26 protein-coding genes, 9 tRNA genes and 1 riboswitch are annotated in these 24,586 nt (G+C 40.3%); of the genes, 8 read left to right on the plus strand and 27 right to left on the minus strand.

Going from position 1 to position 24,586, the window contains the following annotated elements:
* Positions 1 to 9: 9 nt before the first annotated feature.
* From gcvPB to gcvT, 3 genes are read right to left on the minus strand one after another with little or no spacing between them, the layout of a single operon-like run.
* Entirely contained in the window at positions 10 to 1,494 is a 1,485-nt protein-coding gene (gene gcvPB / locus PQ477_RS00395; protein ID WP_144559256.1) for an aminomethyl-transferring glycine dehydrogenase subunit GcvPB, read from the minus strand.
* Positions 1,491 to 2,837: an aminomethyl-transferring glycine dehydrogenase subunit GcvPA gene (gene gcvPA, locus PQ477_RS00400; protein WP_274272804.1), complete on the minus strand. Its 1,347-nt coding sequence runs from the start codon at positions 2,835 to 2,837 to the stop codon at positions 1,491 to 1,493. The genes gcvPB and gcvPA overlap by 4 nt, the downstream gene beginning before the upstream one ends.
* Before the next feature lie 20 nt (positions 2,838 to 2,857).
* Positions 2,858 to 3,952, minus strand: a complete 1,095-nt coding sequence (gcvT, locus tag PQ477_RS00405; protein WP_274272805.1) for a glycine cleavage system aminomethyltransferase GcvT — start codon at positions 3,950 to 3,952, stop codon at positions 2,858 to 2,860.
* A gap of 152 nt (positions 3,953 to 4,104) precedes the next feature.
* Positions 4,105 to 4,200, minus strand: a riboswitch (glycine riboswitch).
* Between the two features lie 158 nt (positions 4,201 to 4,358).
* Between gcvT and PQ477_RS00410 the strand changes: the two genes are divergently transcribed.
* Together PQ477_RS00410 and PQ477_RS00415 are read left to right on the plus strand one after the other, a co-directional pair.
* Positions 4,359 to 6,035, plus strand: a complete 1,677-nt coding sequence (locus PQ477_RS00410) for a DEAD/DEAH box helicase (RefSeq protein ID WP_035398854.1) — start codon at positions 4,359 to 4,361, stop codon at positions 6,033 to 6,035.
* Positions 6,022 to 6,822: a YqhG family protein gene (locus PQ477_RS00415; protein WP_035398856.1), complete on the plus strand. Its 801-nt coding sequence runs from the start codon at positions 6,022 to 6,024 to the stop codon at positions 6,820 to 6,822. Before PQ477_RS00410 ends, PQ477_RS00415 begins: the two co-directional genes overlap by 14 nt.
* A gap of 42 nt (positions 6,823 to 6,864) precedes the next feature.
* On the opposite strand, the gene PQ477_RS00420 is transcribed toward PQ477_RS00415, so the two are convergent.
* Positions 6,865 to 7,050 (minus strand): DUF2759 domain-containing protein, encoded by a 186-nt coding sequence (locus tag PQ477_RS00420; RefSeq protein WP_035398858.1) that lies wholly within the window; start codon positions 7,048 to 7,050, stop codon positions 6,865 to 6,867.
* A 124-nt stretch (positions 7,051 to 7,174) separates the two neighbouring features.
* On the opposite strand from PQ477_RS00420, the gene PQ477_RS00425 reads away from it, so the two are divergent.
* Positions 7,175 to 7,807 (plus strand): MBL fold metallo-hydrolase, encoded by a 633-nt coding sequence (locus tag PQ477_RS00425; protein ID WP_060703902.1) that lies wholly within the window; start codon positions 7,175 to 7,177, stop codon positions 7,805 to 7,807.
* A 50-nt stretch (positions 7,808 to 7,857) separates the two neighbouring features.
* Here the strand turns inward: PQ477_RS00425 and PQ477_RS00430 are convergent, their stop codons facing one another.
* From PQ477_RS00430 to comGC, 7 genes are all read right to left on the minus strand, one after another.
* A complete protein-coding gene (locus PQ477_RS00430; RefSeq protein WP_038485837.1) occupies positions 7,858 to 8,100 on the minus strand; it encodes a DUF2626 domain-containing protein in 243 nt (80 codons plus the stop codon).
* A 72-nt stretch (positions 8,101 to 8,172) separates the two neighbouring features.
* Positions 8,173 to 8,358: a YqzE family protein gene (locus PQ477_RS00435; RefSeq protein ID WP_035398860.1), complete on the minus strand. Its 186-nt coding sequence runs from the start codon at positions 8,356 to 8,358 to the stop codon at positions 8,173 to 8,175.
* Between the two features lie 46 nt (positions 8,359 to 8,404).
* Complete coding sequence (gene comGG / locus PQ477_RS00440) at positions 8,405 to 8,767, minus strand: competence type IV pilus minor pilin ComGG (RefSeq protein WP_035398862.1); 363 nt, start codon at positions 8,765 to 8,767, stop codon at positions 8,405 to 8,407.
* Positions 8,745 to 9,206 carry a competence type IV pilus minor pilin ComGF gene (locus PQ477_RS00445; RefSeq protein ID WP_035398863.1) on the minus strand — a complete coding sequence of 154 codons (462 nt, stop codon included), beginning with the start codon at positions 9,204 to 9,206 and terminating at the stop codon, positions 8,745 to 8,747. Before PQ477_RS00445 ends, comGG begins: the two co-directional genes overlap by 23 nt.
* A complete protein-coding gene (locus tag PQ477_RS00450; RefSeq protein WP_035398866.1) occupies positions 9,187 to 9,480 on the minus strand; it encodes a hypothetical protein in 294 nt (97 codons plus the stop codon). The genes PQ477_RS00445 and PQ477_RS00450 overlap by 20 nt, the downstream gene beginning before the upstream one ends.
* The gene (comGD, locus tag PQ477_RS00455) at positions 9,461 to 9,886 is read right to left on the minus strand and encodes a competence type IV pilus minor pilin ComGD (RefSeq protein WP_158332084.1); all 426 of its coding nucleotides are present in this window, start codon (positions 9,884 to 9,886) and stop codon (positions 9,461 to 9,463) included. The genes PQ477_RS00450 and comGD overlap by 20 nt, the downstream gene beginning before the upstream one ends.
* The gene (gene comGC, locus PQ477_RS00460; protein WP_035398870.1) at positions 9,873 to 10,184 is read right to left on the minus strand and encodes a competence type IV pilus major pilin ComGC; all 312 of its coding nucleotides are present in this window, start codon (positions 10,182 to 10,184) and stop codon (positions 9,873 to 9,875) included. The genes comGD and comGC overlap by 14 nt, the downstream gene beginning before the upstream one ends.
* Before the next feature lie 162 nt (positions 10,185 to 10,346).
* Here comGC and yidD point away from each other — a divergent pair, with 162 nt between their 5' ends.
* Positions 10,347 to 10,589, plus strand: a complete 243-nt coding sequence (yidD, locus tag PQ477_RS00465; RefSeq protein WP_035398872.1) for a membrane protein insertion efficiency factor YidD — start codon at positions 10,347 to 10,349, stop codon at positions 10,587 to 10,589.
* Between the two features lie 22 nt (positions 10,590 to 10,611).
* On the opposite strand, the gene PQ477_RS00470 is transcribed toward yidD, so the two are convergent.
* The 12 genes from PQ477_RS00470 to hlpB form a co-directional block, all read right to left on the minus strand.
* Positions 10,612 to 10,694: transfer RNA gene (locus tag PQ477_RS00470), tRNA-Leu, on the minus strand.
* Between the two features lie 7 nt (positions 10,695 to 10,701).
* Positions 10,702 to 10,792 (minus strand) — tRNA-Ser (locus PQ477_RS00475).
* Positions 10,793 to 10,807: 15 nt separating this feature from the next.
* Positions 10,808 to 10,881 (minus strand) — tRNA-Ile (locus PQ477_RS00480).
* Between the two features lie 21 nt (positions 10,882 to 10,902).
* Positions 10,903 to 10,973: transfer RNA gene (locus tag PQ477_RS00485), tRNA-Gly, on the minus strand.
* Positions 10,974 to 10,998: 25 nt separating this feature from the next.
* Positions 10,999 to 11,070, minus strand: a tRNA-Gly gene (locus PQ477_RS00490).
* Positions 11,071 to 11,077: 7 nt separating this feature from the next.
* Positions 11,078 to 11,152: transfer RNA gene (locus PQ477_RS00495), tRNA-Gln, on the minus strand.
* Positions 11,153 to 11,156: 4 nt separating this feature from the next.
* Positions 11,157 to 11,233: transfer RNA gene (locus PQ477_RS00500), tRNA-Met, on the minus strand.
* Between the two features lie 47 nt (positions 11,234 to 11,280).
* A tRNA-Ser gene (locus PQ477_RS00505) sits at positions 11,281 to 11,373 on the minus strand.
* Positions 11,374 to 11,381: 8 nt separating this feature from the next.
* Positions 11,382 to 11,454, minus strand: a tRNA-Ala gene (locus PQ477_RS00510).
* Positions 11,455 to 11,611: 157 nt separating this feature from the next.
* Entirely contained in the window at positions 11,612 to 12,649 is a 1,038-nt protein-coding gene (gene comGB / locus PQ477_RS00515) for a competence type IV pilus assembly protein ComGB (RefSeq protein ID WP_274272806.1), read from the minus strand.
* 3 nt (positions 12,650 to 12,652) lie between these two features.
* Entirely contained in the window at positions 12,653 to 13,651 is a 999-nt protein-coding gene (locus PQ477_RS00520; RefSeq protein ID WP_274272807.1) for an ATPase, T2SS/T4P/T4SS family, read from the minus strand.
* 61 nt (positions 13,652 to 13,712) lie between these two features.
* A complete protein-coding gene (hlpB, locus tag PQ477_RS00525; RefSeq protein ID WP_035397035.1) occupies positions 13,713 to 14,012 on the minus strand; it encodes an HNH nuclease-like protein HlpB in 300 nt (99 codons plus the stop codon).
* Between the two features lie 75 nt (positions 14,013 to 14,087).
* Between hlpB and PQ477_RS00530 the strand changes: the two genes are divergently transcribed.
* Both PQ477_RS00530 and PQ477_RS00535 read left to right on the plus strand, forming a co-directional pair.
* Positions 14,088 to 16,376: an ATP-dependent helicase gene (locus PQ477_RS00530; protein ID WP_035397036.1), complete on the plus strand. Its 2,289-nt coding sequence runs from the start codon at positions 14,088 to 14,090 to the stop codon at positions 16,374 to 16,376.
* A gap of 81 nt (positions 16,377 to 16,457) precedes the next feature.
* Positions 16,458 to 17,840, plus strand: a complete 1,383-nt coding sequence (locus PQ477_RS00535) for a glycosyltransferase (RefSeq protein ID WP_274272808.1) — start codon at positions 16,458 to 16,460, stop codon at positions 17,838 to 17,840.
* Here the strand turns inward: PQ477_RS00535 and PQ477_RS00540 are convergent.
* Both PQ477_RS00540 and PQ477_RS00545 read right to left on the minus strand, forming a co-directional pair.
* Positions 17,814 to 18,902, minus strand: a complete 1,089-nt coding sequence (locus PQ477_RS00540; RefSeq protein WP_035397038.1) for a glycosyltransferase — start codon at positions 18,900 to 18,902, stop codon at positions 17,814 to 17,816. The two genes, PQ477_RS00535 and PQ477_RS00540, sit on opposite strands and share 27 nt — an antisense overlap.
* A 23-nt stretch (positions 18,903 to 18,925) precedes the next feature.
* Entirely contained in the window at positions 18,926 to 20,563 is a 1,638-nt protein-coding gene (locus tag PQ477_RS00545) for a glycosyltransferase family 2 protein (RefSeq protein ID WP_274272809.1), read from the minus strand.
* 88 nt (positions 20,564 to 20,651) lie between these two features.
* On the opposite strand from PQ477_RS00545, the gene PQ477_RS00550 reads away from it, so the two are divergent.
* Complete coding sequence (locus PQ477_RS00550; protein ID WP_274272810.1) at positions 20,652 to 21,062, plus strand: hypothetical protein; 411 nt, start codon at positions 20,652 to 20,654, stop codon at positions 21,060 to 21,062.
* Here PQ477_RS00550 and PQ477_RS00555 read toward each other — a convergent pair.
* Entirely contained in the window at positions 21,051 to 22,007 is a 957-nt protein-coding gene (locus PQ477_RS00555; protein WP_060703889.1) for an NAD-dependent epimerase/dehydratase family protein, read from the minus strand. The genes PQ477_RS00550 and PQ477_RS00555 overlap by 12 nt on opposite strands.
* Before the next feature lie 9 nt (positions 22,008 to 22,016).
* Positions 22,017 to 23,270 (minus strand): nucleotide sugar dehydrogenase, encoded by a 1,254-nt coding sequence (locus tag PQ477_RS00560; RefSeq protein WP_274272811.1) that lies wholly within the window; start codon positions 23,268 to 23,270, stop codon positions 22,017 to 22,019.
* Between the two features lie 503 nt (positions 23,271 to 23,773).
* Between PQ477_RS00560 and PQ477_RS00565 the strand changes: the two genes are divergently transcribed.
* Positions 23,774 to 24,475 carry a BMQ_0737 family morphogenetic spore coat protein gene (locus PQ477_RS00565; protein WP_144559266.1) on the plus strand — a complete coding sequence of 234 codons (702 nt, stop codon included), beginning with the start codon at positions 23,774 to 23,776 and terminating at the stop codon, positions 24,473 to 24,475.
* The last annotated feature ends 111 nt before the right edge of the window (positions 24,476 to 24,586 follow it).

A 24,586-nucleotide genomic window follows, 5' to 3' on the forward strand; every position in this document is an offset into this window, starting at 1 on the left:
TGTTTCTAACTACGAATGCACCGTTTCTCCATGCCGTTCATATTTTAAAATCGGTTTTCTAGCTGCCAACGTTTCATCAAGTCGGCTCACAACGGTGTGGTGTGGTGCTTCCTGAACCACTTCAGGTGTTTTTTCTGTTTCCTCAGCAATTTGAATCATTGCGTCTATAAATGCATCAAGGGTTTCTTTTGATTCTGTCTCTGTTGGCTCAATCATCATGCATTCTTCAACATTTAACGGAAAGTAAATGGTTGGTGGATGGTAGCCAAAATCAAGCAATCGTTTTGCTATATCAAGCGTACGAACACCCAGTTTCTTTTGTCGTCTTCCAGATAGCACAAACTCATGTTTACAGTGCTGTGTATACGGTAAATCATAAAAAGGTGCTAATCGTCTCATCATATAGTTTGCGTTTAAAACGGCGTATTCAGATACGAGCCTTAATCCTTCTGCTCCCATTGTGCGAATATAGGTATATGCCCGTAAATTAATGCCGTAGTTTCCGTAGTAAGGCTTCACACGACCAATAGACTGGGGACGATGATAATCGAATTCATATTGATCTGCTTTTTTCACTAGAACCGGTTTTGGTAAAAACGGCAACAAATCTTTTTTCACACCAACAGGACCTGAACCTGGTCCACCGCCTCCGTGAGGACCAGTAAATGTTTTATGCAAATTTAAGTGAACGACATCAAAACCCATATCTCCTGGACGAGTAATTCCTAAAATCGCATTTGAATTCGCACCATCATAATAAAGCTTCCCACCTGCTTCATGAATGATTGCCGCCATTTCAACGATATCTGCTTCAAACAATCCGAGGGTATTCGGGTTTGTTAGCATTAACGCTGCTGTTTCTTCATTAACAACTTCACGTAAATGATCCAAATCAACAAGACCAAACTCATTTGTTCTGACTGTTACCGAATCAAATCCTGCTACTGTTGCTGATGCCGGGTTTGTACCATGAGCAGAGTCAGGCACAATGACTTTCGTCCGTTTAAAGTCTCCGTTCGCCTCATGATACGCACGAATCATCATTAGTCCTGTCCACTCACCATGAGCACCGGCTGCTGGCTGAAGAGTGACTTCATCCATACCTGTAATTTCTGCTAGTGACGTTTGAAGCTGATACAACATCTTAAGAGAACCTTGAACTTGATATGCTGGCTGGTAAGGGTGTACGTTGCTTAGTCCAGATATTCTTGCGACATCTTCATTCACTTTCGGATTGTATTTCATTGTACACGAGCCTAGCGGGTAGAATCCTGAGTCTACACCGTGATTTCGTCTCGATAAAGCAGTATAGTGCCGCATAATTTGTAGTTCTGATACTTGAGGTAACTCAGGTTCTCGCTCACGCAAAAACGCTTCCGGAATAAGAGAACTCATATCTTCTTCAATAATGTCGAGTTCTGGTAAACTATGTCCGAGTCGCCCTTCTTTGCTTTCTTCAAAGATTAGTGCCATTCCTCCGTTTTGTACTGTCATGCGAACGCCCCCAGTTCTTTTGCAAAGTGGTCCAACTCTTCTTTTGAACGTAGCTCTGTCACACAAATGAGCATTTGATTTTCACGAGTATCATCGACTTCAGCCAAATTAAATCCGCCAATAATCCCTCTTTTGAAAAGCTCTTTGTTTACAAGTTCAACCGATTGATTCAGTTCGACTACAAATTCATTAAACGTTGCTCCATAAGCTTTAATAGCGACGCCTTGTTGCTGGAGCTGTTTCTTTAAATAGTTTGTTTTTTGTACATTTTGTGTGGCCATTTCTTTTACGCCTTTTTTCCCAATAGCTGTCATAGCTACAGAGGCAGCTAACGCGTTTAATGCTTGATTAGAACAAATATTTGACGTTGCTTTGTCACGACGGATGTGCTGCTCACGGGCTTGCAACGTTAACACAAAGCCTCGATGGCCATTTTCATCAACCGTTTGACCAACAAGACGTCCTGGCACTTTACGCATTAATTTTTTTGTTGTTGCAAAATACCCACAATGCGGACCGCCAAATTGCGTCGGTATACCGAATGGTTGAGCATCGCCAATAACAATATCTGCCCCGAATTCACCAGGGGGCTTTAATAAACCGAGTGCAAGCGGATTACTTGAAACAACAAATTGCGCTTTTGTTGAATGAGTGATTTCCTCAATATCGGCTAACGGCTCTAAACTTCCAAAGAAATTCGGATGTTGAACAATGACACAGGCCACATCATGATCATGAAGCTGCTTCAAAGCTTCTACATCCGTTACACCGTCTTTTGTATCAATTTCTTTTACTTCTAAATTTTGTCCATATGCGTTTGTTCGCAGTACGTCTCTTGCTTCTGGATGAACCGACTTTGATACTAGAATCGTTTTCTTTTTCGTATGCCCTGCTGAGAGCATTGCCGCTTCTGCTAAAGCGGTTGGTCCATCATACATAGATGAATTGGCTAAATCCATTCCCGTTAACTCACAAATCATCGTTTGAAATTCAAAGATCGCTTGTAGCTCACCTTGTGAAATTTCTGGTTGATAAGGCGTATACGCTGTATAAAATTCAGATCGAGAAATGACGTGATCAACGATAGAAGGAATATAATGTTCATAAACACCGGCACCTAAGTACGATGGAAATTCTTTAATGGATGTATTCTCTCTAGCAAGTTGCTGAAAAAACGAAAGCAACTCTGGCTCTTTTAACGCCCGTTCAATTGCTAATGTCCGATTAAAGCGTGTATCCTCTGGTATATCTGATAACAAATCTTCAATTGATTGAACACCAATTGCCTGTAGCATCTCTTGTTTATCTTCTTCAGTCATTGGTAGATAACGATGTGCTTCCATTCAAAATTCCTCCTATTATCTTAAACACCACGTTTATAAAATGGCGTTTTCACTACTTTGGCTGCAATGTTTTTACCTCGAATATGAACGGTAACTTCTGTATCTAATGCGGAAAAGCTGGCATCCATTAATACGAGTCCAACATTTTTCCCTAGAGTCGGTGATTGAGTGCCAGACGTTACAACCCCTACCTTCTTATCATCTTTATACACCTCGTATCCATGTCTAGGAATGCCTCTTCCAATCATTTCAATTCCGACTAGCTTTCGAGCTGGGCCTTCCGTTTTTTGTGCTTTTAATGCATCTTGACCAATAAACGAAGTCGCTTTATCTACTTTAACTGCAAAGCCGATGCCAGCCTCAATAGGGGAAATTTCACGATTAAGTTCTTGACCGTATAGTGCCAATTTTGCTTCAAATCGCAACGTATCTCTGGCTCCTAATCCACATGGAAGCAAGCCATACTGTTCTCCTGCTTTTAAAATGTTGTTCCAAAGCGCTGGCGCATCATTACTGGATACATACAGTTCAAAACCATCTTCTCCTGTATAACCTGTTCTTGAAAGAAACGTCGGTACAGTCCCAAGGGATACACCTTCTTTGAAACGAAATGGTTTGATGCTCCCTATAGTCGTCTCCGTAAGTGTTTGTAAAATGTCCATTGCTTTAGGTCCTTGTACAGCAAGTAGCGCCGTTTCTTTCGACACATTGTTCAAACGTACATTGCCTTGAATGTGCTCTTGAATCCAAGCAATATCCGATTCAATATTAGCAGCATTTAGAACAAGTAAATACGCATGTTCTGAGCGACGATAAACAATTAAATCATCCACTGTCCCTCCATTTTCTGTGCACATTGCATGATACTGGGCCTGACCATCTTCCATTTTTGAAAGATCATTTGTCAAAAGTCTTTGTAAATTAGCTAGTGCATCTGGTCCCTCTACTTCTAATTCACCCATATGTGATACATCAAATAGTCCAGCTGCTTCGCGAACCGCAACGTGCTCTGCTTTAATTCCACTAAACGAAACGGGCATTTCCCAACCACCAAAATCAACTGTTTTCGCAAGATTTTGATATTCTTCAAATAAAGGTGTTCGTTGTAACGTCATATGTACCCTCCTCTAAGTTCTTGACCGATAAAAAGGACAGAGCAAACACATCTGTGTCTGCTCTGTCCTTTGAACCAGAAAGTTTCATTCAGATTTATCTATTCTGAATTGTCTTCGTAGGTGGCTTGCTCATCAAGCTCTCTCCAGAGATGCGTCCAGTAAAAGTCTTCTTTGCCTGAGAGATTCACATTTGTTTGCTCCTTCGGCGCTATGCTAATGAATCACATAGTCTCTCCCTTTACTATCATCCGCTTTATTCAATTCATTTACCGTTTAAAAAGCTGGAATTCGTACATACTAAAAAGAGTCTGTTAACACTTCTAATCCTACCAACGGACAAATAAATAAGCAACAGATTTTTCTTAATTTCAGCATATTTTTTCTTAATATAAAGGATGTGAACCCGTTGGATATTAACATTAATTTCGATAAAGACTGGAATGTTCGGTTTTTAGAAAAAATGGATCATGATGGTCCTTGGTCAGACTTTGAAACCTATAAACTTGCTTTTGAAGCGCAACAACATTTACAAATACCAGAATTTAGCGGCCTTGTTGCGCCACGATACCTTCCGCAGCTTCAGCCTTATCAACATCAAATTGAAGCGGCAGAAACCGTTATTGAAGAGATGCACGGAAAAGCGATTCTTGCTGACGAAGTAGGACTAGGGAAGACCATTGAAGCAGGCCTTATTTTAAAGGAGTACATGATTCGTGGTCTAGTGAAAAAAGCCCTTATTTTAGTACCCGCTTCCCTCGTTTCTCAGTGGGCAAACGAGCTCAATTCAAAGTTCTTTATTCCAGCTATCCCACAAAAAAAAGCATATGTGTGGGAACAGTGCGATGTGGTCGTTGCCTCCATTGACACCGCGAAACGGGCACCACATCGTGACATTGTCTTAGATCAACCGTATGATATGGTTATTATTGATGAAGCACATAAATTAAAAAATCCTAAAACAAAAAACTATGAATTTATCCGATTGCTAAAGAAGAAGTACTGTTTGCTTTTAACAGCAACCCCTGTTCAAAACAAGCTTGAGGAAATTTTTAATCTTGTATCCTTGCTTAAGCCTGGACATCTGGGGAACATTGAAAGTTTTGATAAAGCCTTTCGCTCTGACAAACGCTCAGCTAAAAATGATGAACAACTGCGTTCCCTCGTTCAAAAAGTAATGGTACGAAACAGACGTGAAGATACAGGTATTGAATGGACAAAGCGCGTTGTCCAAACGATCCCTATTCATTTTAGTACAAGTGAGCGTCAGTTCTATGAAAAGCTAGAACAAAGTAAAGGGGCAATTAACCACTTCACTTTGCTAACCTTAAAGCGAGAGTTGTGCTCAAGTCGAGAAGCAGTGTTTATGACACTAAAAAATACGATTGAAAAAGCCCAAGAAAACGAAAGCGATCCTAGCTATGCAATCAATCTTCTAAACGAGGCGGCTACGATTGAAGGCCATGCGAAAGCAGAAAAAGCGTTGGAGCTTATTAAATCAATTGATGATAAAGTGATCATTTTTACTGAGTACCGTGCGACGCAACTTTATTTACAGTGGTTTTTTAAACAGCATCACATTACATCGGTACCTTTCCGAGGCGGATTTAAACGTGGAAAAAAAGATTGGATGCGTGAGCTCTTTAAAAACCATGCTCAAGTATTAATTGCAACAGAAGCAGGTGGTGAAGGGATTAACTTGCAATTTTGTCACCACATTATTAACTACGATCTTCCGTGGAATCCGATGCGTATTGAACAACGAATAGGACGTTTACACCGCTTAGGTCAGCAACATGATGTGCAAATCTATAATTTCGCTGTTCAAGATACCATTGAACAGAAAATATTAGACTTGCTGTACGATAAAATACATTTATTTGAATCTGTCATCGGTCAACTAGATGACATTCTTGCCAAAATCGAACTGCCTGATTTAGATGAACATGTCAACAACATATTCGAACATTCTTCTTCAGACGGTGAAATGAAAATTAAATTCGATCATCTTGCTGCGGTGATTAATGAAGCTCAAGAAGAACTGAAGTCAGAAAACGAGGAGAAAGAGGATCATGAATCAGCTTGATATTCACAGCTATTTAAAGCGCTATTTCCTTACTCATGACAGTACTCTAGTAGAAGAATCTCCAGCTCATTTAACGGTTAAACTGTCAATCAAACTCGATAAAGCGCTTATGAACCGTCCTTTTTATTGGCATTACCAAGAGAAAATCGGTTCTGAACCTAATCCGATGACCATCACTCTCATTACAGACCAAAATCGCTGTCCAGAAGATCTGCAGGGAGAAGTTATTCATTTCGGTTCTCCTCGTTTATCGCAAATCTTTGAATCAGCCAATGAACTCGGCTCTTTTATACGTATGTATGAAACAAAATCAAACGTTAGTGCAGGCTCACATCCTTTACACCCTTGGCTTTCAATTAATGCCAATATTTCGTTTCAGTGCGATCGAAAAAAGGACATTCTCCTTTCACTAGGACTGAATTTAATTCACGGACAAATTGTTCCTCAATTTTTTGATAAAGTGCAGCAACTTACATTGACGCCAAAAATTCCTGATTACTGCTTTACCCTTTCTCCTCTTATTAGGATAGAGTCTGGCATCACTCGGCTTCAAAAAGTGATGAAAACCTATATTGAAAACGAACCAACGGAGTGGGCTTTATCTGCTAATAAGCGTTGGGCTTATGACGAAGCGTTATTAGAGTCCTTTTATGAAGGTATTGATGATAAGCCAGACAGTTACTTTGCTGAAAAAGAGGCGCTGCGCGAACGCTACGAACCTCATATTAACGTTTCGATTGTCAATGGGGGCATTTTTTACCTGCATCAACAATTGTTCCAACAATAACAAAACCCAAGCTGCTTGAACAGCTTGGGTTTTGTTTTCGTCCTATTCTAAAGGAACTCCTCCACCACGAACAATATAAGAATAGATTGTTGCGATTGAAAAGAATCCAAAAACAAGTACAGATACGCCACTAAAGCCTACAGCGAAAAAGTTTTTTCGCTTTAAACTGACGATGGCACCTGCAACAGAAAAAATTGCTACTAATAATGCTAAACCTGCAAAAACCATGAGCTTTTCCTCCAGTATGTATTTGATTTTATTGTACTCGTTTTCATTACGTTTGTCGAGCGCTCTTCTTTTCTAATAAGTAGCGCTATGATACACTTTACTTCACAAGTAAAGGAGGTTCCATATGTTTAAACAAATTCCATTAGGTCCTATTCAAACTAATGCGTACGTACTGTATAACGATGCAAAAGAAGCCGTCATTTTTGACCCGGGCGGAGATGCTGAAGCACTTATTAATTGGTTGAAAAGAGAACAGCTTACTCCACTTGCTATTTTACTTACACATGCACACTTTGACCACATTGGCGCTGTCGATGCCGTTCGAGATACTTATTCCATACCCGTATACTTACATACGAAAGAACGCCGCTGGTTAGAAGACCCTGACTTGAATGGTTCCTCTCGCCTGACGGGACGTCCCATCACAACCGCTAAGCCCGCAGATATTTTGCTTACAGAAGACAAGTCATTAACGATCGGTTCCTTTACCTTTTCTGTCTTCCATACACCTGGACACTCACCTGGAAGCGTCTCCTTTTATTATCAAAAAGAAGCTGTTTTATTTTCAGGAGATGTTTTATTCCAACACAGTATCGGCCGAACAGACCTCCGTGGAGGCGATCACGCTTTATTATTAGCTAGCATTCATAATAAGATACTACCTTTACCTGAGGGCACTGTTGTTGCATCCGGACATGGTCCGCTTACCACCATTGGACAAGAAATGGATCATAATCCGTTTCTCTCAGGTTATTAAAAGAAACCGCTGCTTACTTACGTTAAGCGGCGGTTTACTGTATGTATATATTAGTGCCCAAAGCTCGGTACATTGATAAAGAGAGCGTAGTATGTAAAACCTACAAAAAACACCGTACAATAGCCTGCAAAAATATACACATATACACGTTCAGACAGCTTCAGGTAGCCAAGCGCAATTAAAATAAACGTTTGCGCAAAAAACAGGAGAGACATATTATACATATTGCCAATGTAAAATAAAACTGCAAAAATTCCTGTCCAAAACCCTAGGCCTCGATACATGCGATCCATCATGTCTACCCCTCCTCTTCTTAGACGGCTGTCCTACCCATTATATACGAGAATATGATTTTTTGTAAATGCTTACTTACGTCTTAGCTGTCTTTTAAAGACCGAAAGAGCAAATGGAGCTATACCGAATGCCCAATGAGAAAGAGGTTCTCGCTCCATCTTCTTTTGTTCACGTTTTTCAGTTCGCTCAGATTTAGGTTGATCAATTTTCTTCACTGCTTCTTGGGTCGCAAATTTTAATAAATCTTGAAAAGACATATTCTCACCTCACCCTTTAGTCTTCCCAAGATCATTTGATCATATGCTAATCCTTTTCCATCTCATCACGCATCTCATCTACTGAATCCAACATAAAGGTAGCAACTCGTTCTTTGCCGTTGCGCAGTGTTGCTTTCAGCTTATACGCCCTTTCACTCTTATCCAAGCGTTCTCCTAAAACGTCACCAATTGGAAGCTGTATGAAAAAAGCATGTTCGTTGTCTGTCACTACTTTTTGAACTCCTATATGGAGTAAATTCTCAAGTTGCATAAGATCTTTTTGGTCCTGCAAATAAGCTTGTTCACGCTGATAATGATCCACTTGCCATAAAAGATACAGTGTTAACAGAAGCAAAAAAAAGAGGGTTGGCAAAAAGACCATCCCTTCATCTGATTGTTTGATACGCATGCACCCACTCTTTCGTCGAAACAAACAGTCTTTTATAGTGTTGACCCGTTTCTAGTGTAATGGAACAATGGAGCTGCCCATACAACTGGCGATCAGATGATGGCGGAGAGCAATGAAACGTGGAGACATCATCTAATACGATTACTAGGCCTTTTTTATCTTTAAAGCGCTGTATTCTTGATTCCATCCTTAACTCATACGAAATGACTGCACCATCAATAACGATTTCTAAAGCTTCATTATGCCACCTTATTGTTTCCGCTTCTTTTACGTCTTGATTAACATGATTCAAAAAACGAATAACATCAACATTGCTATGGTTCACATCCGTTTGAACGAACAAAAAAAGATTGGTTAAAAGAAGAACGATAAAGCTAACAATACTTAAACCAATTAACTGTTCTACGTACGTAAACCCTTCATGGTTGTGCCAACGCATAGACACATAGCAATTCTTGTTTTTTCACGTAGCTTATCGCACAGCTTTCTACAATGGAAGTATCTGAAGTCGTTGGACGCCACCCTTCATTCAGTGGTAAAAGCAATCGTCTCTCTTCTAGCTCATACAAGAGGGTTAATTCTTCGACAATGGTTTGTCGCTTCTCCATTATCCATAAACAAGTTGGCAACAGTGTAAGTCCCATAATACTTACAAGCAATAGTGCAGCCATTGCATCTATTAAGATAAACCCTTTATTGTTGCCGATAAACAATACGCCCCTTTCCAATTTGAATCGTAAATCGAGTGTGGTAATGTTCCGTACGTACATCCCAAGAACCAGACTTGCGTGGATGTCCATTCGCTAAAAACGCTACATCCTCTAACTGTATGGTAACAGGTTCAATTTCTATACTTGTCGGGTAAACAACACGACGTTTTTCTTTTTGATCGACAAATAAAATGAGGGTATTGTCTTCAAAAAGTACCGTAGCCACTTTCCCTTCTGTCATTGCTAAATGTTGTGCATGCACTAGATCATTTTTAAATTGCTCGATGGTTTGTTTTTGAACGGTTTTGTCTTGTGATTGGAAATAGAGTATAGGGAGGAATAGAAACAGTGAAAGCAGGAGAAGAGTAAAAAGTAATTCGATAAGCGTAAAACCTTCATTCGTTTTCAATAACAACTTGTCTTCCATTTAATACTAGTTTTTTGCCGGATGCACATGTAATGTGATCTACATACTTTTCAGCTACTAATACATCTAGAGAATCGGGTAATTTTCCGTGTTCCACTTCATAAGCGCCCACTTGGGTTTGGACAAGCTTTTTCGTGGCGTCACAGCTCTTTCCACCGGCCATGTCTGTGTTTTTACTCATATTCGGCAGGGCAATCAAAAGCAACACAGAAATAATCATTAAGACGACAAGCATTTCAATTAATGTAAACCCTTCGTCTCTCTTACTTGTTTTTTTCATAGATCACCTCATCATTATCGTAAGTATAAATCCATTTCCTCCTTTCTTTTAAGCTTAGAACTTAATTAGACAAAACCTTCCATATTCCTGCAAACTTTTTAACTTTTTCTCGTTCATTTATTTGTTATACTAAGAGAGAGCTCGCATGAAAGGATTTTCTACGTGAAATTTATTTTATTAAGTTTAATTCGATTTTATCGAAACTATATCTCCGTTGCATTGCCACCTAGATGTCGATTTTATCCTACCTGTTCTCAATATGGGCTAACAGCTATTGAACAGCATGGTGCAATTAAAGGAAGCTACTTAACGATTAAACGGTTATTAAAATGTCATCCTTTTCATCCAGGTGGCTTTGATGAAGTACCGAGTCCCAAAACCTCAAAAAAAGACAACGACATTTAAATGTCGTTGTCTTTCTTTTGTATGCGGGTGAAGGGACTTGAACCCCCACGTCATAAAGACACTAGATCCTAAGTCTAGCGCGTCTGCCAATTCCGCCACACCCGCGCATTAATGGCGGAGAAGGAGGGATTTGAACCCTCGCGCCGCTTACACGACCTACACCCTTAGCAGGGGCGCCCCTTCAGCCACTTGGGTACTTCTCCGTAATCTATAAGGGATGGGCCTGAGTGGACTCGAACCACCGACCTCACGCTTATCAGGCGTGCGCTCTAACCAGCTGAGCTACAGGCCCCTTTTATTAACAAAATAAAAAAGCGGGTGATGAGAATCGAACTCACATCATCAGCTTGGAAGGCTGAGGTTTTACCACTAAACTACACCCGCATGGTAAAAATAATTTTCATAAAAGAGCGGAAGACGAGATTCGAACTCGCGACCCCCACCTTGGCAAGGTGGTGTTCTACCACTGAACTACTTCCGCATATAAATGGCTGGGCTACCTGGGATCGAACCAGGGAATGACGGAATCAAAATCCGTTGCCTTACCGCTTGGCTATAGCCCAAAGTTGGTTGCGGGGGGCGGATTTGAACCACCGACCTTCGGGTTATGAGCCCGACGAGCTACCAGACTGCTCCACCCCGCGTCGTTATATTGCATTTGTACATTGCTTATTCACAAAGGAATTAAATATGGCGGAGGAAGAGGGATTCGAACCCCCGCGGGCTTTGACACCCCTGTCGGTTTTCAAGACCGATCCCTTCAGCCGGACTTGGGTATTCCTCCGTATAAAGTGGAGCCTAGCGGGATCGAACCGCTGACCTCCTGCGTGCAAAGCAGGCGCTCTCCCAGCTGAGCTAAGGCCCCATAAATCATGACGTATGTAAGTCGTAAGTGATTACCTTAGCGACATTTAATAATATAGCATATAAAAATCATAAGCACAAGGCTTTTTTAAAATTTTTATTGGAAACTCTTTCGTCTCTTTATTTTACCTATTAAAGAAATCTCATGCAAGTTTTGCCTACATGAGATTAAACATTTCATACATTGGCAGCATGATAATCAAAAATAAAAAGAAAATAAAACTACCAATGAAAAGAAATAATAGCGGCTGTACAGCCTGCAAACCTCGTTCGATTTTTTGATCAAGTTCTTCCAGTATCCAACTACTAAAGAACTGTAAATCAGATGCTAACTTACCCGTGCGACTTCCATTTTCAACGATAATGCGTAACTCCTCCATATAATATGGCTGTGTTTCTAAATAAACGGCAAGGCTGTAGCCGTCCTTTAAGGATTGATTTATTTGATTCGCTTCATCTTTGAAAAATGGCATGTAAGATTGTTTCTCAAAAATGAAAATCGCTTCATGAATCGACATCCCTGTCTGTAACAGTTTCCCTAATTGCAATGAGAAATAAAATGTGATTACTTGTCTTATCATTGTGTTAGTTGGCTTCCATTTCATTAGCAAACGTACCTTTTCATGTGGCGTTTGCTTTTGCACATATTTTCTAAACACAGCGTACATCATTATGGCGAAAAGAAGGAAGCTAGCTAAAATAATTGGAAGGTTTGTTAGGAAGGCAAAGAAATACTTAATAAAGCGTGGGGGTGTTTGATTCATTGTTACAAACAGTGATTGGAAATGAGGCACGATATAGAGATTTAATAAAACGAGGGCGACGATAGCACCAAACAGTAAAACAAGGGGATAGCGTACTAATTTCTGAAGCTGCAGGCTCGTTTGTAACCTTTTTTGATAAAGCTTGCTTGCTTCCATTAGTCCCTCTGCGGCCTTTCCCTGCTCTTCATAAAAGAAAATATACGATTGAACATCAAGTGGCAACTCCATATCCAATAGGCTGGAGGAAAGAGCCTCTCCTTTTGTTAACTTGTGCTCCATAAGTTGAATGATACGTTGCGTTTCTTTTGTTGATTGAACAGATAAAAAAGATAAAGCCTGTTCTGTACTATACCCACTCTGCAATAGTTCTCCTAATTTCATAATAAAGGAGATCTTCATTAACTTTGTCATACGTTTACGTTTTTTTATCATGGACTACCTCGTCTGACTTAAACGCATGCAAGTCTCGTCATCAATCATACCTATTGCCCATGCCTTTTTTGTGACAGTTAGAAACGGAGCTTGCAGCTGCACTCCATCCATCGCTTCCTTTAACTCTTTCCCTAGTAGCCAGTCAAATATAGCCATACGATTGCCTCCCTCTTTTTGTGTAACGAGCTTTTGATAAAGAATAGCTTGAATACACGAAAGGCTACTTTCTATCCCTAAATCCCTTAATCTTTCTAACGTTGAAAATGAATTTGTCACATGAAGGCTAGCAATAACAACATGACCAGTATTGGCAGCTTGGACAGCTATAGCTGCGGTTGCTTGATCTCGAATCTCACCAATCACGATAATGTCTGGGTCATGCCTTAAAATGGCCCTTAACGCATGTTTAAAAGAAAGACCACCCCTTGTTTGAATTTCAACTTGGGTCATGCCTTCAATCCGATGTTCAATAGGGTCTTCTACGGAAATAATTCGATAGCGTTGTTTTTCAACAAGTTGCTTTATGATGGAATAGATGGTTGTCGTTTTCCCTGAACCTGTTGAACCGGTTACTAGGACTAGTCCTGGTGTCGCATTTAACAGCTGATTAAAATGATGTTTGTCTTTCTTGAAAGGAGAAAGAGTTTGTAATGGTTGGAGGCTTGCGCTGTTCAAAATTCGAATGGCGATACTTTCTAAAGGGGTTGTAGGGAGGGTAGAGATTCTCATTGCAATGGGCGTTTCATTCCACTTGTATTCAAATGCCTTACTTTGTGAGTGCCTTCGTTCACTAATGTCCATTCCAACAACGTATTTAAAATGATTCGAAAGCTTTTTAGATTCTTCAATACTAATACGCTGAACAAAGGTCATTACGCCTGTTATCCGATAATAGACGCAATAGCCGTCGTTGCTAGGACTAAGGTGAACATCTGTCGCTCCTACTTTTAATGCCTGTATAAGTAGCGCATCACTAATAAACGTGTTTGTCTGTATATGCATCCACTACTCCTTTCTGTTTCGTTGACCTATTTATTCTACGGTTCTTTCTTCAATCCCTGCTTCACCTTCTTTTTTTTCGATTTCTTGCTGTTTTTGTTTTTGGAATGGTTTCTGGTGGTTGTTTTCGAATCCATTTTAGAAACTTTCTTAGTTTATCATCTTGTTTTAAATCAAGAATGGTTGTTAAGCGTGAAGCAAGTTCTTTATTTGTATACAGCGCATGAATCTGTTTGTGGCAAGGGATACAAAGATTCGCCGTTTCTGCAAACGTCCCTCCTTCATCCTTTGGTAGTAAATGGTGAACTGTTGTGGTGACATTTTCTCGCTCACACAGTTCACAACAGCCTTGTTTCTTATTCATCCCTACACCCTCCTTTATCTTTATATTGAAGTCTACCCTTTTCATTGGTACGATAAAAGCTTGAAAGGAGCGCTCATGCATACAGCACGATATTTTAATCAAACCGTTAACATACACACACTTGAACGATCTGAGTGGAATAAACTGTACTTAGCTAGTAAGCAAGGTAAACTGACTTGCATTCACTGTAAAGCTCCTTTACGCATGGCACTATCCATTCACAAAAAACCGAGCTTTATTCACCCTGATCCAGTAAATGAGGCTTGTTATACAGAGACCAGTTCAACCATGACTGTTCAAAAAGCGCGGACACAACCAAGAGAGTTTTCCGGCTTTCGCTTACCAACGAATAGCCAAATTGAAAAGGAACCAACAAATGAAACGGATTGGAAAGAGCCAGAACCATTAGTTGTCCGACATCGTTTTCAGGAACCAAAACGCTCCGACCGCCCAGACGATTCTTACCGCCGCACTCTTGAAGATGCATCGCTGTCGTTTAATGATGATCAATGGCGCAGCATAAAAAAAACAGACGGTCCTTTGCTTATTCTTGCAGGAGCTGGTAGCGGAAAGACACGTGTCATAACAGCAAGAGCTGCGTATATGATCACAGAGCTTGACATTCCGATTAATCGCATCGCGCTCGTTACCTTTACATCGAAAGCAGCACAGGAAATGAAGGAACGCATGCTACTTTATCCTGGTATTACGAGGGAAATTGGCGAAAAAATACTCATTCGGACATTTCATAGCTTGTTTTTACAAATGCTTAAACACCATCAGAGCGAGCAATGGCACCACTCACGATTAATTCAATCCCCTCATTACCTTGTTAAACAAATAGGTATGACCCTTGGACTTGATGAAAATGAATTTGCATACGATTCAGCGGTTACGCAAATAAGTTATTGGAAGAATCATATGATACCCCCTGAACAGGTACAAGCCAAAACCGCTTTTGAGGAAAAAGTAAAAACGATTTACCAAGAATATGAACAACAAAAGCAGTTTCAGCACTATTATGATTTCGACGATATCTTATTAGGTTGTTTAGAGCTCTTAAAAGAGAACTCAGCTTTACTTGAAAAATACCAAGAACGATTTTCTTACTTATCTGTTGATGAATTTCAAGATATTAATTTACTTCAATTTGAAATTGTGCGTTTGCTCTCTCAAAAGAACAATAACCTTTGCGTAGTCGGTGATGATGATCAATCCATCTATGCCTTTCGTGGGAGTGATCCGTCCTTTATTCAGTCGTTTCAATCATATTATCCATCGGCAACGGTTGTGACGCTTGAAGATAATTACCGTTCAACCCATGAAATTATTGGGACAGCCAACACGGTTATACAAAAAAACCAGCAACGATTATCGAAAACCTTACGAGCTCAAGTAACAAAAATGGACAATACACCAACAATTTTTTATCCCTACAATGAGGAAGAGGAAGCATCAATTATTGTTGAGGAAATTGCTTCTACATTGGCAACCGGTCAATCTATCGAGCAAATTGCCGTTCTTTTTCGAACTAGCGCCGGGGTACGTGCGCTAACAGAGCGTCTCATTGATGCCGACATTCCCTTTCAATTAGATCAAACAGCTGGGACGTTTTATGATAAGCCAATCGTTCAGAAAGCACTTGCTTTTTTAAGGCTTTCTCTTTATGAGGATCATGATGAAGCCGCTCCTTATGCTTTACAAGCTTTATTCTTAAAGCAAGATAAACAACAAGAATTAATCGCTATCAAGCAAAAACGAGCTTGTACATTACTTGAAGCATTCCCATTTTTAACCGGAACACAACCGTTTCAGAAAAAAAAGTTGCAACAGCTACCAGAGTTATGTAGAAAATTAACGACACTCACTCCTATTCAAGCGCTTGAAAGTATTGAACAAGATATCGGTTTTAAAGATACACTAAAGAAACAAGCTCAAGAAGGAAATCAGCTGGACAAAGGAAGCGATTCGTTTAGACAATTAAAAGCATTAGCCAGGCAACATGATACTGTTGCTTCCTTTCTCCATTATATTGACTGTATGACGGTAAAAATAAAAGAACATAAGTACCGTCCCCATTCTTCAGGTGTACAGTTATTAACCATTCATCGTGCAAAAGGGCTAGAGTTTGAGCATGTCTATATTATTGGCTGTGTGGATCGGTCTCTTCCACATGATTATGCCTTAGACGCTTTAAAAGAAGGAGACGAAGCCCCTCTACAAGAAGAGCGACGCTTGTTGTATGTAGCGATGACACGAGCAAAATCACGCTTGTACCTTTCTTCTCCTCTTTATTATTTTGAGAATAGAAGCTTCGCGTCTCGCTTCTTGCTTCCTGTATTAAAAAACCGCTCACGGTCGTGAGCGGTTTTTCCTTTGGACTAGTACAACCTTCCCTGCTCATAGATTGATAAAGGAGAATAAAATGAAAGGTAGGAAATGACAATGAAGCGACTAACAAGCATTATTATGTTAACGTACAATCAGTGGTCTTTAACGAAGCTATGCTTAGATAGTTTGTTTAAGCATACTGATCAGTCAATGATTGAAGTAATCGTAATTGACAATGGATCCACTGACGAAACCAAAAGAGAATTGGAAAAAGAAGAACGTATTACGTTTATTGCCAACGACCATAATAAAGGATTTGCAGGCGCATGTAACCAGGGAGCCGATCTAGCAAAAGGAGATGAGCTGCTCTTTTTAAACAACGATACAATTGTTACCCCGCAGTGGCTCACTCGTATGCAACAAACACTAGACTCGGATCAGCATATTGATTTAGTTGGACCGGTTAGTAATTACGTTAGCGGAGAACAGCTTATTCAAGATCCATACCATTCTCTTGATGACATTGATGAGTACGCTAAGAAAAGACGCGATGTATACGACAAACAAAAGAAATACGTCATGCGTCTCGTCGGCTTTTGTTTACTCGTTCGTAAAGCTGTTTTTGATCAAATCGGTGGTTTTGATGAACGGTTTGCCATTGGCTCCTTTGAAGATGATGATTTTTGCTTACGAGCCGTTCAATCTGGTTCTCGATTAGCGATTGCCCTTGATGCCCATGTGCATCATCACGGTCATGCTACGTTCACCGGTAGCCCAGAAATTAATTTCAATCAAACTTACGCAGAAAATTACGCACGCTATGTAAATAAATGGGGCACCGATCTCTCTTATTTTATGCACGGAAGACCAGAACTTGTTCAAGTCGTGCCTCAAGATGCAAAACGTATTTTAGATATTGGATGCGGCGCAGGTGCAACTGGTCTACAGTTACTAAATCGGCAGCAATGTAAGCTGGTTGGCATAGAAGGAAATGAAAAGATGGCACAGATTGCTCGTAGCTATTATGAGTCCGTCTATACCATCAACATTGATGAAACGATCCCTCCACTGGAAACAGAATCCTTTGACGTTCTTTTATTCGCTGACGTTTTAGAACATTTAAAAGACCCTTGGAAAACGATTCAAGAATATAGCAAGTTTCTAAAAAAAGACGGAGCTATTATTGCGAGTATCCCAAATATTGCTCATGCTGAAGCACTAATTCCACTTTTAATGGGCCGTTTTGATTATCGTGATGCCGGTATACTAGACCGCACACATTTACGCTTTTTCACACCACAAACATTGTATACGCTGTTTCCAACTGACCAATTCTCTATTCGCCAACAATTTTCCACACACATTCCTGTCGATGCTAAAATAAGTACATTTTTTCATGAAGTTAGTTTATTAGGCAAAAAGTTCGATTTAGAGTTAAGTGGATTGTCAGACTTAATCAAAACCTACCAATCAGTCGTTTTGTTTAAGAAGTTGTAATTGTTCTTTAAAATAAGAACGGTTGTATTCAATTCGGCTATCATCTGGAAGAAACGTTGCTGCCTGTTCATTGTGCTCGTTTGCTTTTTCTGTAAACCCAAGCTTGTCGTAACATACCGCTAGTTGAAGATTTGGAATCCATGTTTCGCATGCGACATTTTGGAAGTAAGCATTTTCTTCTTTATTACGTATCGCCATTTCATACCAGAATACCGCCTCTGAAAATGCTTGCTTCTCCATAAAGGAGTGACCAATACGGCAGCACGTTTCTGGTTTTGGTTTTCCGTATTCTAATGCTCGAAATGTCCAATCTTTTGCTACTTTCGGCAAGCCTAGGTTTATATAGCAATCAGCTAATTTGTTACAAGAACGAATGAGGTCTTCTGACCAACCTTTATCCGTTTTAATGAATTTCAAATAATACTCAACAGCATCTTCAAACCGACGATGATCTGTTAACTCATTCGCGTAATAAAGCAAGTCTCTTGGAGTAAACGCTTCCCCTGACGCTTTCATCCCTTCATAAATATCAAGGTTGCGTGTTAAATCGTGGCCATCATCAGCCGATAAGTGGGTTACAGCAATATCACTATGATGCAATTCTCCGTATACTTCTAAATATTCGTGAACCGCTCCGTGCCAGACAAAGCCACGTTCTTTCTTTACGATTCGAAATCGTCTGATACTCGATGTCACCCCTCCATTCCCATCAAAAGCTAAATGATAATCCATTGATACAGCATCAACCTTTTCTTCCAGGGTAGACTTTAGTAATTTAAGCTTTTGACGGTCCTCTTCCTTTAAAATATCATCCGCATCTAGCCACATGACATACGGTTTCGTTGCATAAGAGAACGCTTTGTTTCGTGCTTTAGCGAAGTGATTTACCCAAGTAAAGTCATACACTTTATCTGTAAACGAAGTAGCAATCTCTTTTGTCCGATCAGTAGAACCTGTATCTAGAATAATAATCTCATCTACTACCTCTTTCACGCTGGACAAGCAGCGCTCTAACACGGCTTCTTCGTTTTTCACAATTAAGCATAAACTGATTTCAATCATCCGAAACACCTCCACAGCCCATTTTATGTGTCAGCATGCTGGGATGTGCCTGTATACACATAGGATAAAGATAGCTTTCTACTGTCTACCTTAAGTCTAGATTCTTCGATTGCCACATTTTGGAGTAGCTCTCGTCTCCTTCCCTCATCACTAAAGCCACCTCGAACGGTTTTTTTTGTAAATAGATAACGAAAGCCGAGAAGCAACTCACGTATAAGTTCATCCTCAAACATATGAAGAAATGGCTGCACATTTACCTCTGGCCCAGCAAACATTGATACGTCTTCAAGTAAAAGGTCAATCTGCAATCTTTCAGGTATGCCAACTTGTTGTGCCTTCATTTGCGGCAAAAGAAACGGCGGTAGAAGCAGGCTTGATAGATGCGCACTTGCTGTAAGATTTAACATGGTTACTAACTGCTGGCCAGAAAAAAACACTGACATGTCTTCGAGTGAAGTAAACAACTGCTCCTGGTTATTGTAAATAAGTGCATCTGGGTGAATCATCGCTTGTTCAACAAACTGAGCGATATGGTAAACGGTTAATGGTATACAGCCGTGATGAAAGAGACAATAATCTCCTCGCGAAAACCGCTGACCAACTTTAAAAGCAGGCCCCATTTTTTCAATTTGTTGAAGACGGAGGTAAGGTTGTTTCATTTGCTCTAATTGCCAGCATAGTACAGAGCATTCTCCTGAAACAACTGGAATCACTTCTACCGTTTCATTGTGCTGTAATTGAGCAATCGTTGTTACAAGTGAAGTGTCGTAATGATCATCAATATAGACGACAAAAGACACAGGTTTTTTTGGCTGATCTTTGCACCACGCCTCTCTGCATTGTTCAAGCTCTTGCTCATCCCACACTACTTGTATTTCTACGAGATCACGATTACCGTGATGAATTACGTAATGAAGGGCTTCTAACATATCACCTTGCATACGCTGCATCGCAGTAGAAAGCTGACCGCTTCCTTTTGCTACATGATTCTTTCGAGGTTTATTCATTTTTAAGACATCAATTGTAAAAGGGACTGTTACGTTCTTTGTTTTCTGTAAAGCCATACTGTTGGCAAGCATCGGATTTACCAATGCAGAAACGCCGATTTCTTGAATTAAGTGATGGCTCATTGTATGTGGAATGGTTAAGAGATTTTCTGCTCGAAGGTCTTTTCGACCCTGGATGTGATTTAAAAAATAGCGTCCAGCTGAAATCGTATCTGCTTTATCAAAATGGGTAATCCAATCAATAGAGTTTAAACTTAAATCTTCTCCGTTTTCAATGGCTACTATAAAAGGGATGTATTGCTCTGCCTGTATAACAATATCGGCGTCTGTAAACAAATAAATATCTGCATTTGCTGCTTCTGCACCGATAGCACGACCTACATCATTTCCTAGCGGGTAATGAAATTGAATGACTTTAGCACCTTTTCCACTGGCAACAGCGGCTGTCTGGTCCTTCGAGCCATTTACAACAACAATCAATTCATCAGGCATGAGCCGATTGATTTCATCAAGCACTGCGCCCAACGTATCTTCTTCATTCATAGCCGGCACAATAACAGCTAATCGATAGGCATGATTCCGCTGGACTGGCTGTTTTTGCAGGGGGTGCTCTTTCTTAACACGGTTTTGATTTTTGCGCTGGAAATATTGCATTTGCCGCCTTCCTTTCTCTTTTTTGCATCATGAATCGCCTCTTTCGTTCATAAGATGATAGAAATGCCAGCTGAGAGGACTGAGTAAAATGACACAATCCACTTCACGGCTAACACCCGTACAGCTTCATCAACGTCTCATCCATGCAGAATCAGAAATTGTCCGCTTAAATAAAGAACTAGAGCGTTATAAAAATGATTATCACTACAACATGATTGATGAATTGCTTGCAGAAAATCAAGACCTTCTTGAAGAGTGCGCGCGATTAAAAGAACAGGCATCGGATAACAAGTCGCCTAAAACAAGCCAACAAACGGAAAGTGTTGAACCCGCACCTGAAGTTGAAAAGAAACAGGATGAACAGCAGCACCCTCATTCACCAGATGAATCCGTCTTCTTTTCTAGTAAAGCCAGTTTACCGAAGCAACAAGATACGCAAGAAGATTCAAGTCAAACTAGTTGGTTCGCTCGAAATATGAAAACTAGATCAAAGAAATAAGCGATAATACCGAATAGTGTCTTTTAGCCCATCTGTTAAGGAAACAGATGCCGGATAGTGAAGTATCTTTTCCATCTTTTCCGTACAAGGTACGCGCTTCCTCATATCTTCAAAGCCACTCTTATAAACCTGTTTATATGGTATAAACTGGATATCCGATTGGCTATTTGTGAGCTGAATAATCGACTGTGCAAGTTGTAAAATGGATATTTCCGTGGAAGACCCAATATTAATCACTTCACCATTGCAATGATGGCCAACTGTTCGACTCGTCGCTTCCACTGTATCTTTCACATACGTGAAGCACCTTGTTTGCTTACCATCGCCATGAACAGAAAGGGGCTCATTTCGTAAAGCAGCTGAAATGAAAATTGGAATGACCCCTCCATACAAACCCGACTTTGCCCTCGGTCCATACGCATTAAAATAGCGTAAAATTGTCACCGGCAATCCTTTCTTTGCAGCGGCCAAAAACATGTGCTCTTCTAACGCTTTAACTGTCGCATAGCACCAGCGATGGGTACTCGTTGCTCCCACTAACCGATCACCATCTTCTTTATAGGGCAAGTTCTCACTTTTTCCGTACACTTCAGAAGTGGATGCAAAAACGACTTTCGTCTTGGAGTTGACTGCTTTCTTCAACACGACTTGCGCAGGGATTAAGTTTCCTGCAATAATTTCATCTGGTTCCTCTACACAACGGCGAACACTAAGTGAAGCAGCTAAATGAAACACGACATCAGCCCAGTTAATCCAGCGCTCGGTTACATCAGCATCTTCTACCCGACTTTTAATAAAAAAGAACCGTTTTGAGCGAACGAATTCTTCCACTAGACGTGTATCTTCCACTTGATCCATGACGCATACCGTGTGCCCTTCCTGAAGTAGCTTTTCTGTTAAGTGAGAACCAATAAACCCCAGTCCCCCTGTCACCAATATGTTCATACGCTCCTCCTATAACTTGTGAATATGCGGACCTTCGACGCTCAAACATTGTTTTGTATCAAAAATGCATTTACTGTGCTGTACAACCTTGTTATAATCAAGATCATCATGATCGGTCAGTAAAACAACAAGATCAAAGACAGCCAACGTATCTTCTGCGATCGTAATAGATTGATACGCTTGATCGCACAAGGTGTAAACCGGTACAAAAGGATCGTGGTAAGCAATAGTAAAGCCTGCTTGAATGAGTCGCTCCGCCACTCCTATCGATTTAGACTCTCTCGTATCCCTAGTATTCTTTTTGTAAGAAAGCCCAATTAATAAAATGGCAGCCTCTTCCACCGAATGAATGAGGGACCGTATTCGCTTGACAATATAATCCGGCTGCTCATCATTAACCGCTTTAGCTAGATCAATAAACCGTGTTGTCGCTCCAACTTGATTAACCTTCCATTTAAAATAAAGAGGATCAACTGGTATACAGTGCCCCCCTACACCTGGTCCAGGACGATATGCTGAAGATCCATATGGCTTCGTTTCAGCAGTGAGTAAGACTTCTTCAACGTTAATCTCTAATTCGTAACAGGCACGCGCCATTTCATTCACAAACGATAGATTAATAAAACGCTGGGTGTTTTCAAACATCTTCACCGCTTCTGCCACTCTTGTTGAACTGACAGGCACGAGCTCTTTAAATATGGTTTCATAAACATCTTTCACTCTCTGTAAACATTCCGAAGTCATGCCACTTATTACTTTTGGAACATCGGTTAAATGGAATTGTTTATTCCCTGGGTCGATTCGTTCTGGTGAATAGCCAACAAAAAACGTTTTTCCGATAAGAAATCCTTCTCTTTCAATAAGAGGCACAACGATTTCTTCTGTTGTTCCTGGAAACGTAGAACTTTCCAATATAAGAAGCTGACCTTGTTGCAAGTGTGGCGCTAATTGTTTTAAAGCGGTTTGCACGTAGCATAAATTGGGAGTCCCGGTACTAGCTAATGGTGTAGGGACACACAAAATAATAACCGTCGCTTGTTTTGCTTCTTCACACTGGTCTGTTACTGTGAACGATTCGTTCATTAACGCCTCAATCGCTTTATCGTCCACTTCGTTTATATACGAGCGTTGTCGATGTAAGTCATGTACCTTCCCTTGATCTTGATCAATGCCAATGACACGGTGCCCTCTACGACTACATTCAATGGCTAAAGGCAGCCCAACGTATCCTAAGCCAACAATGGCTATATTCTGTTTCTTCATGTCACACAAACCTCTCTTATTTATCTTTCTGGTACATTTGCCTAATGATCTACACTATTCACCTCAAAAGCAAAACGTTCAGTAAAGCCCTTTTTTAGCGAAAAAAGCTTTTCATAAAGAAACGATTTTAGAGAACTGGAGAGCCGAGAGAAACAAAAAACCGTTTATCTCTATAGAATAGAAACAAACGGTTTTTCTCATTAAGGTCTTTTCTTACCACAACAGCCAGTGTTGTGTTTCTTATCTGCTGCTGGCTTAGCGACTGGTCTTTGTGTCACGAAATACCCATGTGGATTCTTTTTATATTGCATTATAATCTCTCCTTATCTAGAAAAATGAACGCCTTCTATTCTATGCAAAGAAAAGAAAGTTTGTTTAAGGTTTAAAAATAAGCGCACATATTTAGACAACAGTCATACTATACAGTAGTCCGAACGCCTTTAGTTGCTTTGTTATTTTTAACAACTGCCTACTAACGGTTAAAATTAAAAGGAGGTCCCTCCATGAGTCACGATCATGAAAAACACAATGTTTGCATTAGTGTCCCGAAGGTCTTTGATTGGGTGACACGTCAAGTTGATTTACCAACACTTAGCTTTAGAGAGCCTGAACTTTCAACGCTCTTCCCTGATTGCACAGGTCCAACACCGGGACCAGGCTCACTATGCGCTTTACTACAGGCATTCCCGAACTACCAAACGGTTTGCCGTGTGTTAGAAAATTCACTTCTAACAAACGAAGTAACAAACCCATTCGGCCGTACAGAAGTTGAAGTTACGTTACCGAACGGTGAAGAAGTATGCTTAGAAAAAGTAAAAGTATTAGCGAAAGGATTAATCGAGGTTGATATTCTAGATGAGCTTGGGAACCTAATCTGTACCTCAGATCCAATTGATTTCGCAACGATTCAAACGTTTTATCTTTGTGCTCCTGAGGGCACATCTGTAGATGCATTTATTTCTGCAGGTCAGTGCGACGCGGAAGTAGTTTGTGATGCCAACTTCTCCCAACTCGATATTTCATTCTCGTTCTGCTTAGATGTTCACGTATTTGCTGATGTTCGCTTAGAAATTGAAGCAGCTTACTGTAAGCCAAGACATGAGTTCCCAGTATCTGATGTCATTTGCAGCGAGAACAAATTCCCACCTCAGTGCCCGGTTGTATTCCCTGGCAAAGGGTTCGGAAAGAAATCGCCTGTTAACTAAACAAGCGTAGGTCGCACTCGAATAGTGCGGCTTTTTTTCTGTTCTTACGTTCCAAATGGACAGATGCACAGCTTTTTCTTCTTATTTTCGAAACTGTCTCATAGACTGTAG

It is taken from the genome of Shouchella hunanensis, from assembly GCF_028735875.1.
Taxonomy (GTDB): domain Bacteria; phylum Bacillota; class Bacilli; order Bacillales; family Bacillaceae_D; genus Shouchella; species Shouchella hunanensis.

Coding starts and splice junctions, on each gene's coding strand:
- gcvPB (WP_144559256.1), bottom strand. CDS start 1,494: ATGACAGTACAAAACGGAGGAATGGCACTAATCTTTGAAGAAAGCAAA.
- gcvPA (WP_274272804.1), bottom strand. CDS start 2,837: ATGGAAGCACATCGTTATCTACCAATGACTGAAGAAGATAAACAAGAG.
- gcvT (WP_274272805.1), bottom strand. CDS start 3,952: ATGACGTTACAACGAACACCTTTATTTGAAGAATATCAAAATCTTGCG.
- PQ477_RS00415 (WP_035398856.1), top strand. CDS start 6,022: ATGAATCAGCTTGATATTCACAGCTATTTAAAGCGCTATTTCCTTACT.
- PQ477_RS00420 (WP_035398858.1), bottom strand. CDS start 7,050: ATGGTTTTTGCAGGTTTAGCATTATTAGTAGCAATTTTTTCTGTTGCA.
- PQ477_RS00425 (WP_060703902.1), top strand. CDS start 7,175: ATGTTTAAACAAATTCCATTAGGTCCTATTCAAACTAATGCGTACGTA.
- PQ477_RS00430 (WP_038485837.1), bottom strand. CDS start 8,100: ATGGATCGCATGTATCGAGGCCTAGGGTTTTGGACAGGAATTTTTGCA.
- PQ477_RS00435 (WP_035398860.1), bottom strand. CDS start 8,358: ATGTCTTTTCAAGATTTATTAAAATTTGCGACCCAAGAAGCAGTGAAG.
- comGG (WP_035398862.1), bottom strand. CDS start 8,767: ATGCGTATCAAACAATCAGATGAAGGGATGGTCTTTTTGCCAACCCTC.
- PQ477_RS00445 (WP_035398863.1), bottom strand. CDS start 9,206: ATGCGTTGGCACAACCATGAAGGGTTTACGTACGTAGAACAGTTAATT.
- comGC (WP_035398870.1), bottom strand. CDS start 10,184: ATGAAAAAAACAAGTAAGAGAGACGAAGGGTTTACATTAATTGAAATG.
- comGB (WP_274272806.1), bottom strand. CDS start 12,649: ATGATAAAAAAACGTAAACGTATGACAAAGTTAATGAAGATCTCCTTT.
- PQ477_RS00520 (WP_274272807.1), bottom strand. CDS start 13,651: ATGCATATACAGACAAACACGTTTATTAGTGATGCGCTACTTATACAG.
- hlpB (WP_035397035.1), bottom strand. CDS start 14,012: ATGAATAAGAAACAAGGCTGTTGTGAACTGTGTGAGCGAGAAAATGTC.
- PQ477_RS00530 (WP_035397036.1), top strand. CDS start 14,088: ATGCATACAGCACGATATTTTAATCAAACCGTTAACATACACACACTT.
- PQ477_RS00535 (WP_274272808.1), top strand. CDS start 16,458: ATGAAGCGACTAACAAGCATTATTATGTTAACGTACAATCAGTGGTCT.
- PQ477_RS00540 (WP_035397038.1), bottom strand. CDS start 18,902: ATGATTGAAATCAGTTTATGCTTAATTGTGAAAAACGAAGAAGCCGTG.
- PQ477_RS00545 (WP_274272809.1), bottom strand. CDS start 20,563: ATGCAATATTTCCAGCGCAAAAATCAAAACCGTGTTAAGAAAGAGCAC.
- PQ477_RS00550 (WP_274272810.1), top strand. CDS start 20,652: ATGACACAATCCACTTCACGGCTAACACCCGTACAGCTTCATCAACGT.
- PQ477_RS00555 (WP_060703889.1), bottom strand. CDS start 22,007: ATGAACATATTGGTGACAGGGGGACTGGGGTTTATTGGTTCTCACTTA.
- PQ477_RS00560 (WP_274272811.1), bottom strand. CDS start 23,270: ATGAAGAAACAGAATATAGCCATTGTTGGCTTAGGATACGTTGGGCTG.
- PQ477_RS00565 (WP_144559266.1), top strand. CDS start 23,774: ATGAGTCACGATCATGAAAAACACAATGTTTGCATTAGTGTCCCGAAG.